Source organism: Salinivibrio kushneri, from assembly GCF_027286325.1.
Lineage (GTDB): Bacteria > Pseudomonadota > Gammaproteobacteria > Enterobacterales > Vibrionaceae > Salinivibrio > Salinivibrio kushneri_A.
The window spans coordinates 167,038-179,575 of record NZ_CP114589.1 but is presented as its reverse complement, the minus strand read 5'-3'; the positions used below and the strand labels follow the sequence as shown (position 1 = coordinate 179,575).

The 12,538-nt window shown below is 48.3% G+C and carries 13 protein-coding genes; 3 read left to right on the top strand and 10 right to left on the bottom strand.

Going from position 1 to position 12,538, the window contains the following annotated elements:
- Positions 1–23 precede the first annotated feature (23 nt).
- Together N8M53_RS13695 and N8M53_RS13690 are read right to left on the bottom strand one after the other, a co-directional pair.
- Positions 24–560 (bottom strand): linear amide C-N hydrolase, encoded by a 537-nt coding sequence (locus N8M53_RS13695; RefSeq protein ID WP_269580419.1) that lies wholly within the window; start codon positions 558–560, stop codon positions 24–26.
- On the bottom strand, positions 532–843 hold the full coding sequence (locus N8M53_RS13690) for a linear amide C-N hydrolase (protein WP_269580418.1): 312 nt from the start codon (positions 841–843) through the stop codon (positions 532–534). The genes N8M53_RS13695 and N8M53_RS13690 overlap by 29 nt, the downstream gene beginning before the upstream one ends.
- Before the next feature lie 86 nt (positions 844–929).
- On the opposite strand from N8M53_RS13690, the gene N8M53_RS13685 reads away from it, so the two are divergent.
- Positions 930–1,931: a GGDEF domain-containing protein gene (locus N8M53_RS13685; RefSeq protein WP_269580417.1), complete on the top strand. Its 1,002-nt coding sequence runs from the start codon at positions 930–932 to the stop codon at positions 1,929–1,931.
- A gap of 5 nt (positions 1,932–1,936) precedes the next feature.
- Here the strand turns inward: N8M53_RS13685 and arfB are convergent, their stop codons facing one another.
- The 6 genes from arfB to N8M53_RS13655 all read right to left on the bottom strand — a co-directional run bounded on the left by arfB (position 1,937) and on the right by N8M53_RS13655 (position 9,263).
- Entirely contained in the window at positions 1,937–2,350 is a 414-nt protein-coding gene (gene arfB / locus N8M53_RS13680; protein WP_269580416.1) for an alternative ribosome rescue aminoacyl-tRNA hydrolase ArfB, read from the bottom strand.
- A 101-nt stretch (positions 2,351–2,451) separates the two neighbouring features.
- Positions 2,452–3,147: a pirin family protein gene (locus N8M53_RS13675; protein WP_269580415.1), complete on the bottom strand. Its 696-nt coding sequence runs from the start codon at positions 3,145–3,147 to the stop codon at positions 2,452–2,454.
- A 152-nt stretch (positions 3,148–3,299) separates the two neighbouring features.
- On the bottom strand, positions 3,300–5,168 hold the full coding sequence (locus N8M53_RS13670; protein ID WP_269580414.1) for a DUF4105 domain-containing protein: 1,869 nt from the start codon (positions 5,166–5,168) through the stop codon (positions 3,300–3,302).
- A 104-nt stretch (positions 5,169–5,272) separates the two neighbouring features.
- Positions 5,273–5,755, bottom strand: a complete 483-nt coding sequence (locus N8M53_RS13665; RefSeq protein ID WP_269580413.1) for a DUF3015 domain-containing protein — start codon at positions 5,753–5,755, stop codon at positions 5,273–5,275.
- Between the two features lie 184 nt (positions 5,756–5,939).
- Positions 5,940–7,124 carry an NO-inducible flavohemoprotein gene (gene hmpA / locus N8M53_RS13660; protein WP_269580412.1) on the bottom strand — a complete coding sequence of 395 codons (1,185 nt, stop codon included), beginning with the start codon at positions 7,122–7,124 and terminating at the stop codon, positions 5,940–5,942.
- A gap of 195 nt (positions 7,125–7,319) precedes the next feature.
- Positions 7,320–9,263 carry a sensor domain-containing diguanylate cyclase gene (locus N8M53_RS13655; RefSeq protein ID WP_269580411.1) on the bottom strand — a complete coding sequence of 648 codons (1,944 nt, stop codon included), beginning with the start codon at positions 9,261–9,263 and terminating at the stop codon, positions 7,320–7,322.
- Between the two features lie 209 nt (positions 9,264–9,472).
- Here N8M53_RS13655 and nsrR point away from each other — a divergent pair, with 209 nt between their 5' ends.
- Positions 9,473–9,898 carry a nitric oxide-sensing transcriptional repressor NsrR gene (gene nsrR / locus N8M53_RS13650; protein ID WP_269580410.1) on the top strand — a complete coding sequence of 142 codons (426 nt, stop codon included), beginning with the start codon at positions 9,473–9,475 and terminating at the stop codon, positions 9,896–9,898.
- 29 nt (positions 9,899–9,927) lie between these two features.
- Positions 9,928–11,739 (top strand): ABC transporter transmembrane domain-containing protein, encoded by a 1,812-nt coding sequence (locus N8M53_RS13645; RefSeq protein ID WP_269580409.1) that lies wholly within the window; start codon positions 9,928–9,930, stop codon positions 11,737–11,739.
- On the opposite strand, the gene N8M53_RS13640 is transcribed toward N8M53_RS13645, so the two are convergent.
- Positions 11,736–11,909 (bottom strand): DUF6435 family protein, encoded by a 174-nt coding sequence (locus N8M53_RS13640; RefSeq protein ID WP_106406577.1) that lies wholly within the window; start codon positions 11,907–11,909, stop codon positions 11,736–11,738. The genes N8M53_RS13645 and N8M53_RS13640 overlap by 4 nt on opposite strands.
- A 144-nt stretch (positions 11,910–12,053) precedes the next feature.
- On the bottom strand, positions 12,054–12,461 hold the full coding sequence (locus N8M53_RS13635) for a hypothetical protein (RefSeq protein ID WP_269580408.1): 408 nt from the start codon (positions 12,459–12,461) through the stop codon (positions 12,054–12,056).
- Positions 12,462–12,538: the final 77 nt, after the last annotated feature.

The window sequence follows — 12,538 nt, the reverse complement described above, 5'->3', positions numbered from 1 at the left end:
GAGACATTTTTTCCCTATTTGCTTTAGACAAATGGGTTCTCACACCTGGTGAGGTAGCGACTTACATCACCCGATTGAACCGGGCAGACGGACTTTGTCGATTTTTCTTTTTGGAGTTGCAGTCGCTGACAGTCTTGATGGTCCGGTGAAAAGTGTATCCATACGCTATCCATGGTCAAGGTGTTGGCAAGGTAATAAACATGATGACGATGATCAGCCACATTGGTCCAAATGGTGTAAGGCGCTTTCTCCGTGTGATAAGGGTTAAAATTGACAGGAACGGAGCATGTAGCCACGAGCGAACGTGCTTGATAAACCGCTTCACGCCGGTTTTTCGCAGGCTGACTAAAGGTTAAGTAATAGCTGGCTCGCTCAAAGCGTTGCGTAGCACTGTTGCCACCGGGTGCCGAATAAACCGGGTGAGCAATAGGGTTGTTGGGGTCAAGTCCCCACGTATAAGTCCAGTAAGCCTTCAGCGTTTGTTGTGTTTTATAATCGGGTTGGTTGGTGACAACGGTATCGTCATGGCTTTCATAGAGTTGAAAAACGCCGTCTCGCACTTAGCCCATTCACGGCTAATCCGGCTTCGTTGAGGCCATCTACTGCGGCATAACTTTTCTTGTCGCCACCCATAATGGTGACCAGGCTAGCGTATTCCGAGCGCCATTGTAGTACCTGCTGCTTACTAATACCGAGCTGGCTTGCAGACTTCACGCTCAATCCTCGACTTTTCATACCTTTTGGGAAACGATAGAAATAGGTATTAATCGGCCAAAACCAGTCCATATTGCGCGCAGTGATAGGATACTGTGGATTAAGGTTGTTAAAGATGCGTGTGCACATACCATTGATGCCTTTGTTATTAACATGTTAATCAATCCAGGCTATGATAGCTGATGTTAAAAGATTGACCTATACGAGAATGAACAATGGAAGCGAGTGAACTCAACAGCAGTTCTGAGTTGCGCCTCAAAGTGCTTAAAGGATTAAGCCTTGGAGTCGGTGGTTTAGCGGTCTTGGTGGCGATCGGTAATATTCTTGTTAGTCAAAGCTATATCTATGCGTCATTTGTGATGCTGTACGCGCTTTACTCTTGGCACGTATATCGACAAACCGCTAAAACGACCATTTTTAATGGCCACAAATACATCATGTCGGCCAGCTTGACATTGTTGGTGATTGCGGGAACGCTTTTGAAGCCCACGGACACTGGCGTGTTCTTCTGGACGTTAATTTTCCCCATTATTTATTACCTACTGTTAGGTCACAAAGCGGGGTTTTTGGCCACTGTATCTTTATTTCTCATCCAAATGGTTAATATCGCTTTTCAGTTTGATACTGAGCAGTATTTCGACATGATAACCATGATGCTTAACTTTTCGTTTTGTTACGTCACCATTGCTGTTGTCTCGCATGCCTATGAAATTAATCGCGTACTGGCGGAAAACAAACTGAGTAAATTGGCTACGTGTGATCCGCTAACTGGAGCTAATAACCGCCTCGCGTTGAAGCATCGCTATAAAACATTACAAGATCAGCAGGCCGAGTTTCATCTTTTGGTGCTGGATATTGATCATTTTAAAGCGGTTAATGATGAATATGGCCACGATGGCGGCGATGTCGTGTTGCAATCGGTGGTGAACACCATGGTTGAGGTCGCGGGGAGTGACAATGTATTCCGGCAAGGGGGAGAGGAGTTTTGTATTCTTTTAGAAGACATTTCTCACCGAGATGCACTGGCGGTGGCCGAGCGAATCCGTGAGGGAATTGAGCAAACGCCCATTGTGTACCAGCAGCGCGCCATTCCAGTCACGGTCAGTATCGGGGTCACGCAAAGCGAGGCATCAAAATGTGCTCAAGATATTAATCGCCAAGCGGATGCGAATTTGTATGCGGCTAAAGCAGGTGGTCGGAATAAAGTGGTGGCGTGAAACGGTTAAGGCGCCACCTTGCCACGTAGGGCTTTGGTTTGGCTCTTACGTTTTTTCGCATCCACGCGGCGTCGCTGTGAGGCCTTGGTAGGCTTGGTGGGTTTACGTTTTTTCTGCTCTACCATCGCGCTTTTGATTAACGCTTGTAAGCGCTCTAGCGCATCTTCTCGGTTTAGCTCTTGAGTGCGATAGTTTTGCGCTTTTATTACCACGACACCCTCTTTGGAGATGCGCGAATCAGACAGAGCCATTAATCTGGCTTTGTACGCATCAGGCAGTGACGAGGCTTGGATATCAAAGCGTAGATGAATGGCGCTCGATACTTTGTTGACGTTTTGCCCGCCTTTCCCTGCGGCGCGGATGGCCGTGAGCTCAATTTCATTGTCGGGAATCGCCACCTTATTCGATAGAGTGAGCATTCAACCTCTCATGCATGAAGAAAGGGCGCAGTGTACACAGAATGAGGCCTGCGGCGCAAATAGGCCGGCAGGCCAGGGCGGCTGGTTGGTGAATCAGTGCGTTAGGGGAGATCAAATACCAGTGCTTGGCTGGTTTCGTTGCCCTTATTGCGGAAGGTTATATGATGGATCTCTTCAATTTTTGCGCCATCGCCGGGGGCCAGAGATGTCGTTTCAACGTCGAGTGTGCCCGCGACCTGATGCACATAGGCATGGCGTCCTGTCTCCAATGGCAAGGTAACCGATTCACTGGGCGGTAGGATCAGCTGTAGCAAGCGCGCATCTTGTTTGATGTGTAAGGTGCCATCTTCCCCAGTCGGGGTCGCGATAACGGTAAAGCCAGCCTGCTTGCCAAAATCTTTTTGCTGATAACCCGGCTCCCCGCCTTGCTCATTGGGCTCAATCCAAATTTGCAGAAAGCGCAAGGCTTGGGTTGATGAGGCATTATACTCGCTATGATAGATACCGCGCCCCGCCGACATCAGCTGGAACTCGCCAGCGGGTAGGGTTTGTCGGTTGCCTTGGCTGTCTTTGTGCTCGATTTCCCCTTCCAGCACCAGGCTGATGATTTCCATGTCACGGTGTCCGTGGGTATCAAAGCCTGCGGCGGGCGAGACGATATCATCATTGATCACGCGCAGTGCAGAGAAACCCATGTGATGGGGATCGTAATAGCTACCAAATGAAAAAGTATGGCGGCTTTGTAGCCAGCCAAAGTTGGCTTGACCGCGATCGCTGGCATGACGGACGGTAATCATAATGTTTCTCCTCACTGATTCGATGTTGAACAGCGGTGACGCTGAACAATAGCTGCAGTGTAGAAACAAAAACGCCGTGCGAACACGGCGTAATATTGAGCATCTTGTTCTAAAAAGCTGAATGATCATGGAGAAAACGGTAAGCGATGAAGCTAGAAGTAAAAGTAGCTAGTAATATGGCCACTGATCTCTTCGCTGTCCCAATGCTGATAGCGTGCTTTACTGCGGATGGACCAATCTGAAGTCACACGCCAGTTCCATGTCATATCCACTTGTGAATGTGATAGTGAATCACGATTAAGCAGGGGAAGATATTGGGCTTGTAAACCGAGGCGGTGGTCATCAGCAAGCTGCCAAAGCAAGCCAGATTCAATCCCTGTTGAAAGATTTAGTTGGTCATCACTGGCATCGCCATGCGAGAGTGCCGTGGACCACAGAGCGTAAGCATGGAGACCATCGGCCTCGCCCCAAGACTGACCTATACCGCCTTGCGCGAACCAACGACTGGACGGCTCTCGCGCAGTGGGTAGACGATCAAAACCCGCGCGGATATTCCACGACAGGCTAGAAAAAACCGGCTTTTTGGGGGCGATTGTCATGGCATCGATCAGATAGAGCTTATCCAATTGTGTCTCGCCGTCTTCATCATGGCTCACTGCCACATCGACAAAACTGATTTGCGCGCCAGGGACAAAGCCATCTTGAGGATCCAATAAATCATGATAAGCCGCGCGCCATTCGAGTGTTAACGCCTCTGGACGATACCTCGATGCCCTTGCGCCAATTCCAACGCGTGCAGATCCGTGTCCTTTATCCGGTGCGACACTGGTATTAGCGACGGGTTCAAATGGAGAGACGGCGCTGACTTGGCTCCTGAGTGCGAGTAGCTGAGTAAGACGCTGTGCATAAGGGTCTCGAGGAAGCCCTTGATCATAGAAATCGAAGTTGAGCCATTCGTACGCAAATTCGTAAATAGCCGCCAGCTGGTCCGCACTATATTGCTGGTGGTCGGGAAAATCGCCTTTTTTTGCTTTTTGTGCTGCTTCAAACACGATTGGAGACGTTTGCTGCGACATATTTAACAACCGGGTGCCAAACGATGCGCGGAAGTTGGGCGTTTCAATCAAATCATTATTGGCGAGCGTTTTAACCGTATCTGAAGGAATCGCTTGAAAAGGGAAATCATTGACTAGTTGCAACTCTTCGCGAGCCAGCTGTAGCAAGGCGAGCAGTTGGTATGAGCAGTTTTCATCGAGAAAGTAGTAATCGAAGGTTGCGCGTTGCATTTCCCATAAGTGCAGGAGTACCCGGTTAACCTCTTGTTCGGAGAGCTTGAGGGCATACTCCCAAATATCGCGAGACTCAATGTCATTGTACTCTCGGACCTTACGGTAATAAGGCATGACGGTAAACTGTCCCGGATAGGCGCCAAACAAGCCTTTTGCGGCATACAAAGCAGCGTTATCGTTTTCGCTTGGTTCGGCAGCAAAGTTGACGGCGAAGGCGACTAATTCTTTGTTGCGGGTCTGATCCTTAGCATCAATTCGTAGTAGGGTGTGGCCGAACATGGATGACGGGTTATTCATAAATGCTGTCGGGAACACTAACGTCATGGCCTCGGGGTCAAGCACCTTTTTCCAGCGCTCAAGTTCGGGGCAATCGAGTGTGGCAGTACGCCCTGCTTGAGACTCGAGCCACGTATATCGTGCTGGATAACGGCACCGTGTAGCCTGTGCAACAGCCGTGTCGGCATGATAAAGCGCGTCAATGGTCGCCGTGAGCTCTTGTTTTGGCTCCGTCTTTCCGTGAGGAGAAAGGAAGAAGGTTTGAGAATCGATCGTACTCTCATAACCAGAAAAGGTTTGGGGTAAATAGTGGCCAAGTTTAAGCCAATACGAGTGCTTCGCTAAATGTGGAATGTCAAAGTCACTTTTCTCGGCATAAGTAGGCGCGCTAAACAAACAGAGAATAATGAGACTAATAGAGGAAGATAGAGAGGCGAAAGCGTTGAGAAGTCTCATATCAGTACAACGAGTTATATATGAAAACATGAAAGTGCCCGAGTAGGGCACTTTCGTACTCTATCCTGACCAAGCTGGAGAGGATATTATCAGCGTTTCATCACTTAGATTTTATACGCTGCAAGCTGCTCATTTTGAGCAAAAACTGTGTTTAGGTTGGTCAGTACTTCCTGTGAAGTTACTTGCTCTGAGGTCACGATAGACGCAAAGTTTTGCTTAGCAACGTCGTTAAATGCTGCTTTATCTGCATCTTTGATGCCCCACACTTCAGAAAGCGTTGCTAAGGTTTCACCTTCACCACGTGCGATATCACGAGCTAGGTTGTCCATATTGCCGTCGATGAACATAGCCAGTTTCTGCTGTGAATCAATGGTGCCAGTACCGTCACAGCCCAATGTACCAAAGGTAATACCAAAGGTTTGGTTACCTGAAGTACCGTTAGTGGTGGCGCCGAGAACTTTGTAAACTTTGCCTTGTTGGCCATCAAATACCATTGTACCCAGACCACAACCGATATCAGAGTCTGCCATTGCAGCGCCTGATAGAGGAAGAGTTGCAAGAGCAGCGATTGCAATTAGTTTTTTCATGGTAATCCTTATGATTAAAAATGTTGGCATTCGGCGTTTCTTCCCCGTCTTCTTTCTCGAATGTGAGAATATTAGACAGAGCGATGCCAAAAACTTGGTCTGATGAGTCTATTGACTGTTTTGTATAATTTCAACTACACCCTAATGAACTTGGGGTTAGTCGCCCAAAAATAGAAAATGAAAGCTACAAGGTTTTGTGTGGCCCAAAGCACTCATAATGGAATTGTTCGTCAGGAACGCCAAACTCGCGAAGTTGCGCTTGAATATGGCGCATAAAGCTAACTGGGCCGCAGAGATACACCTGTACTGCAGCTGGACTGAACGTATTGCTTACCGCAGTGAGATCCATCCATCCGGTATGATCAAAGTCTTGTCCAAGCGTATCCGTGGGTTGAGGTTGGTTATACCAAATGTGCGTCTGAATATGCGCGTGCTGACGCGCGAGGGTGCGGACAGAATGATTGAAAGCATGCAGTTTGCCGTTCTCGGTAGCATGCAGCCAAGTGACGGGCGCGTCATGTTCGGTCAGGCTTTCCAGCATCGCCAACATTGGCGTTACGCCCACCCCGCCAGAAATTAATACCACGGGTGCATCTTGATCCACATTCAGTTTAAGATCGCCTGCCGGTGGCGTGAGCATCACGGTGCCTCCAACGGCCAACTCATCATGTAAGTAATTGGAGACCTGACCTTGTGGCTCCCGTTTTACCGAGATCTGATAATGCTGGCCGTTAGGCGCATGTGACAGACTGTATTGGCGAATTTCTTGATGTTCAAAGCCGGTATGATTCACGACAATGCCAATGTATTGCCCAGCTGTAAAAGGCGCGACGGGCTCACCGTCTTGAGGGGCAAACACAAAACTGGTGACCTGTTCACTCTCGGGGCGTTTTTCAATCAACGTGAATGCTCGCTGCCCTTGCCAACCACCGAGTTGGGCGTGGCTATCATCATAAAGCTGCTGCTCTTTGGCGATAAATACATCCGCGAGCACTTGATAGGCCTCAGCCCACGCATCAAGCACGGCTTGTCCCGGCGAAAGTAGCTCATCAATGGTGGCCAATAAATGCTGACCGACAATCGGATAGTGCTCAGCTTGGACCAGCAAGCTGGTATGTTTGTGAGCAATCTTTTCTACCGCACCCAATAAAGCAGGCAAGTTGTCGATGTTCTGTGCATAGGCACAAATCGCGTTAAACAGTGCTTCCCGTTGATCGCCATTTTGCTGGTGGCGGAGGTTAAAAATGTCCTTTAACTCGGGGTGATGGTGGAACAGTCTTTGGTAAAAGTGGGTTGTCAGCTTGGGGCCAGTTTCGGCGAGCACAGGGGCAGTTGATTTAACAATATCAATGGTTTGTTGGCTTAACATCAGTGTCTCTATAAACATGTATATTTAATGCATGTTTTAAGTTTTATCTAAAATGCATGTTTAGGTCAATGTAAAATGGCTAAGAAAAATGCGAAGAGAAAACAGAGAACAAAAAAGTGTTTGTTAAGCAGTATGTTAATTATAACCTTGCAGAACTCAATCGTTGAGTCCTGCTAGGCTAAAGATGAGGAATTTCTATGAGCTTTTTTGCATATCACTTGCTGATGTATGGGTTTCAGCGGTGTATTTTGATAGTGCGGAAACCACGCGATTACGGCCTTGCTCTTTCGCTTGATACAAACAGCTGTCCGCGTTAGCCAGTAATGCGTTGATGGTGGAGGCGCCCGTAAACACCGCGACGCCGGCACTGACTGTTATACCGGTTGCTTGGCCTTCAAACGGGAAGCTTTCAACTTGCACGCGCAACTTCTCTGCCACTTTTACGCACGTTGCTAAGTCAAGATTGGGGCAAATCACTAAAAATTCTTCGCCGCCCCAGCGAACGACATAATCTGTACTTCTCACGTTGTACTTTAGAATGTTGGCAACGTCTTTTAAGACCAGATCACCTTCAAGGTGGCCATAGGTATCATTCACTTGTTTAAAGTGATCGACATCGAGAATAATCACACCAAACGACTTGCCCGTGTACGAGGCATTATCGAGCTGTTGTTCTAAAATATGGTTGCCTTTTAAACGATTAAACAGCCCCGTCATACTGTCGACTTCAGAGCGACGCTCCAACAGTTTTTTATCGGTAATATCAGCGCCGATACCAATATAACCAATCACTTTGCCGGCGTCGTTTTTATTGGGCATAATATGGGTTTGTAGCCAAAACTCTTCACCTTGTGCGGTTTTATTGTGAAACTCACCTTTCCAACTGATCCCGTTTTTTAAATTCGTCCACAACTGGGTGAAGTCGGCGGGTACGCATGCATCATGCTGAAAAATAGAAGCGGGCGCACCAATGACATCTCGGCGTCTATAACCAGAAAGCACGGACATTGCATCATTACAGCCAATAATGATGCCCTCTTTGTTGGTTTCTAAAATAGGGATGTATTGATCGATAATGCTGCTGTACTTCTTGTTCTCTTCTATGTTTTCTTGCAAAGCATTGGCTGTTTTTGACAGAGACTTTGCAATTAAAAAAGCGACGGGAAAAGCCAATAATAGAATCGCGATGATCGATTGAACCGCGCCTTCTAGGGCCTCGGCGGTAAGTCGACTAATGAAATTTTGCGATGCACGCGCGTACAGCACTAAGCCACTGTCATTTTTAATTAGGTTATCCAGATCATATTGGAAGACAGAACCATCGCTGTATAAAAGCTGTTCTCTCAATAATGCGATTTCTGTTTGCACTGTGGGTGATTTATTAAGATAGCGACTGAAGTCATATTCGCTGTTAGTCGATTTAAGGATAAAACCATCCTTATCTGTAATAGTAATATCTAGTTTATCGCTATTCACCAAGATACCGAGCAGGTATGAGGCGTTCATATTAGCAATCATATAACCGGCACGGTTTCCCGTGACTGGTGATATCACAGGGCGAGCAATGCGTAAGGTGGGACGAAGAGGGCGTTCAATTTCACCAAACTCTTTGTTGAGATTGATACTGGAATAATAGGTAGTGTCGTCAGAAAGTGTTTGTAGCTCAGCGAAATAACGGCTGTCCGACTTGTCTTGCAATTGCTCTGGTTTCTCTATTCGATAGGCGCTGTTTGCGCTGTTTGCGCTGTTTGCGCTGTTGGGCTTATAGACGTCGATGACCTCATTGCCATTCACGTCAAGTAGCCGCAGTTGAAAGATACCTGCGTTAGCGCGCGCCAAGCCGAGCAAATAGCGCTGAAGGTTTTCTTTTGCGTCTGGAGATTTGGTTGTCAGGTAGCTATCAATAAAGTCACTTTGTGCCGCGTTCACCACGGTGAGTTCAGCAGAGCCAATCAGCGTGCGCGTTGCGTTTTCAACTCGATCAAATTGAAAGTCGATTTGGTCTTTTATGATCCCTTTTGATATGTGGTTGAGATGGTAGTAGTTGAGCGCATTCGTGAGTGCTACGATAAGAACCCCAAAAATAACAAATGAAATCAAATATTTGTAAAATGTGGAGCCTTTGAATATTGATGTCATTCTCTTCCCCTAAACCAACACGTTACACCTCTCCTTAATGCATAGTAGACTAGTCTTGGCTGTCTAGTTGAATGTGGTCGACTTTTTTAAACGGTTTTTAGTTAACTTTTCTTAGAAAAAGTGAGGCTCGAAGACGATGATAACAGTGACGATTGCTTTGTTTTCACTGAGTGAAGACTTACAATTCGGCGGAGCAGAAAGAGGCACACATGCAACTAACCAGCTTTACAGATTACGGACTTCGCACGTTGATTTTTCTGGCTTCTTTGCCAGAAGGTGAGCTCACCAACATTACCGAGGTGACGCGCTTGTTTGGTGTGTCGCGCAATCATATGGTGAAAGTCATCAACCGTTTAGGGCAGTTGGGATATATTCAAACGGTGCGCGGAAAGAACGGGGGGATTCGTCTACTGCAAGCGCCGACCGCGATCACGGTGGGGCAAGTCGTACGCGATCTTGAACCCTTGGAACTCGTCAATTGCTCGGTTGAGTTTTGTCATATCACTCCAGCGTGCCGATTAAAAGATCGCTTAGCGAAAGCCAAGCAAGCCTTTTTAGAGGAGTTGGATACATGCACCATCGATGCGCTTATCAACGACAATCGCGAGTTAATGATCCTGCTTACCCGCCCCTAAATGTGCAAGGACCGCACTAAGAAGAGCTTATGGCCAATTCCGCTTCAACACACACCGCCTCGACGCCATCTGCCTCAAGTCGCAACAGTAAAAATCTGACCGTTTTGTGGGAGCTGATTGCGTTTATTCGTCCTTATCGCTGGCAAGTGAGTGCCGCGTTGCTTGCCTTAGTGTTTACTGCATCACTAACGCTGTCGGTTGGACATGGCGTTCGGCTTTTGATCGACCAAGGCTTTGCCCAGCAATCACTGGTTGAGCTGGGGAACGCGGTACAGTTTATTTTGCTGATCACGGTATTAATCGCGATCGGCACCTTCTTCCGCTTCTATCTGGTGTCGTCAGTGGGTGAGCGGGTCAGTGCCGATATTCGCCAAGCGGTGTTTGATCATGTGATTGGCCTACATCCGAGCTATTTTGAAACCCACGGTAGTGGCGAAATCATGTCGCGGATCACCACAGATACCAGCTTGCTGCAAAATATTATCGGTTCCTCCTTCTCCATGGCAATGCGCAGTGCACTGATGTGTGTGGGCGCCATCATCATGCTGTTTGCCACCAATATTAAACTGACCTTGATTGTGCTGGCCTCCGTGCCTTTTATTTTGGTGCCAATACTTATCTATGGCCGTCGTGTGCGGGCGTTGTCGCGGCAAAGCCAAGATTCGATGGCGGATGTAGGCAGCTATGCCGGTGAAGCCATCACCAATATTAAAACCGTGCAAAGCTTCGCAGTAGAAGATCACGCCAAAGCCGCATTTGGGCAAGAGGTGGAGCGTGCTTATCAGATCGGACGCGAGCGCGTGAAACAACGAGCCATTCTTATTTCCGGCGTGATCGTGATTGTGTTCAGTGCCATTACTGGCATGTTATGGGTCGGCGGTCGCGATGTGATTCAAGGCACTATGTCGGCAGGGGATCTGGGTGCGTTTGTATTTTTCGCCATCATGGTTGCCTCTTCGATGGCTACCTTGTCGGAAGTGATGGGGGAGTTGCAACGCGCGGCAGGCGCGACGGAGCGCTTGGTGGAGCTTTTGCATGTGCAAAGCCATATTCGCACTCCTTCTACCTCACCGATTGCCGATGCCCAATCATTGAGCAATGATCTTCGCTTTGACGCGGTGCATTTTCATTATCCCACGCGGCCCCATCAACCGGCGATTGATGCACTAAACCTTGCTATTCAGCCCGGCGAAGTCGTCGCTTTAGTGGGGCCGTCGGGGGCGGGGAAAACCACCGTATTTGAGTTACTGCAACGCTTCTACGATCCGCAATCAGGTGCGATTATGCTGGGCGGACAAGATATTCGCAGCTTGTCCCCGCAAGCGTTGCGCCAACAAATGGCTCTGGTGCCACAACAACCCGCGCTGTTTAGCGATGATGTGATAGGCAACATCCGCTATGGCAGGCCAGATGCCAGTGAGCAAGCGGTGAAAGAGGCGGCGGTTCAAGCGCACGCTGATGCTTTTATTCAGCAATTACCGGATGGTTATCACAGCTTTTTAGGTGAGCGAGGCGTGCGGCTTTCGGGCGGCCAACGGCAGCGAATTGCGATTGCCCGCGCAATTCTTAAAGACCCACGGATCTTATTGCTCGATGAAGCGACCAGTGCCCTTGATAGTGAAAGTGAGCATGCGGTACAGCAAGGCTTGGCGGCTTTAATGCGGGACCGCACGACCTTGATTATCGCTCACCGCTTATCGACCATTCAGCATGCTGACCGCATTGTCGTCATGGATCAAGGTAAGCTTATTGATGTGGGCAGCCATACCGACTTGCTGGCACGCTGCCCGTTGTACCAGCGCTTGGTAAAACGGCAGTTTAGCCATGTCTCAAATGGCTAAGCGTTGTTTTCCAATTCTTTGATTTGTTGGTCAATCTTTTCCGCTTCTTCGGTGAGCAGTGAATAGCCGCGGATGTCGCCGTTGCGCTGCGCCTGAAAGGCTTGTTGCTGCTTAGCTTCGTACTGTTTTTTAAGCTTTTTAACCGGATTCGGCTTTAAAAATGAGAGCATGTCGTGTCCTTTGTTGATAACTGACATGCTTCATTACGGTGAAAGGGTGGGCTTGGATGATAAGCGACTGCTGCTTAGCGGCTCAAAGTGGGTGCTCGAGATAAACAGGTGCCCAATAAAACCTATGGGCAGAGCCTACACTAACTAGAATGAGTAGGTTACGCCTAGTGCGCCACCAAGTTGCAATTCTGGGCCGCCGTGGAAATTGACCTCTGGGTGCACTTGGCCATAAGCACTGATCTGTTTGTTGATGGCCCAATCGAGTCCAATGGGCAAACGCACACCATAGTCGTCATCCCACTCGGCCCAGCCACCGGCGCCTACATACCAATCAACCGGGATATCGGGATTATCAAAAGTGCCGTGTTGAAAAAGGTAATCAAATGCAGTGCCGCCATTGCCGAGGGTAAAACGGTATTGATCGTCGACTTCTAGGACTGCGCTCAGTTGTTGGTCGACGGCAAGACCCGCCGAGATATTGGTTTTTTCTTTCGCCACCGCTTGAGTCGTGAGACCCAGTGCAAGTAGGAGACCGAGAGCGATAGGTTTCATAGTGTGCCTTAATGCTGCTTTTTCAGATGGCACAGAATGTAGCGATGTTAGGAGAACAATCTGTCAAGCGTTTGTCA

Coding starts and splice junctions, on each gene's coding strand:
- N8M53_RS13690 (WP_269580418.1), bottom strand. CDS start 843: ATGTGCACACGCATCTTTAACAACCTTAATCCACAGTATCCTATCACT.
- N8M53_RS13685 (WP_269580417.1), top strand. CDS start 930: ATGGAAGCGAGTGAACTCAACAGCAGTTCTGAGTTGCGCCTCAAAGTG.
- arfB (WP_269580416.1), bottom strand. CDS start 2,350: ATGCTCACTCTATCGAATAAGGTGGCGATTCCCGACAATGAAATTGAG.
- N8M53_RS13675 (WP_269580415.1), bottom strand. CDS start 3,147: ATGATTACCGTCCGTCATGCCAGCGATCGCGGTCAAGCCAACTTTGGC.
- N8M53_RS13670 (WP_269580414.1), bottom strand. CDS start 5,168: ATGAGACTTCTCAACGCTTTCGCCTCTCTATCTTCCTCTATTAGTCTC.
- N8M53_RS13665 (WP_269580413.1), bottom strand. CDS start 5,755: ATGAAAAAACTAATTGCAATCGCTGCTCTTGCAACTCTTCCTCTATCA.
- hmpA (WP_269580412.1), bottom strand. CDS start 7,124: ATGTTAAGCCAACAAACCATTGATATTGTTAAATCAACTGCCCCTGTG.
- N8M53_RS13655 (WP_269580411.1), bottom strand. CDS start 9,263: ATGACATCAATATTCAAAGGCTCCACATTTTACAAATATTTGATTTCA.
- nsrR (WP_269580410.1), top strand. CDS start 9,473: ATGCAACTAACCAGCTTTACAGATTACGGACTTCGCACGTTGATTTTT.
- N8M53_RS13645 (WP_269580409.1), top strand. CDS start 9,928: ATGGCCAATTCCGCTTCAACACACACCGCCTCGACGCCATCTGCCTCA.
- N8M53_RS13640 (WP_106406577.1), bottom strand. CDS start 11,909: ATGCTCTCATTTTTAAAGCCGAATCCGGTTAAAAAGCTTAAAAAACAG.
- N8M53_RS13635 (WP_269580408.1), bottom strand. CDS start 12,461: ATGAAACCTATCGCTCTCGGTCTCCTACTTGCACTGGGTCTCACGACT.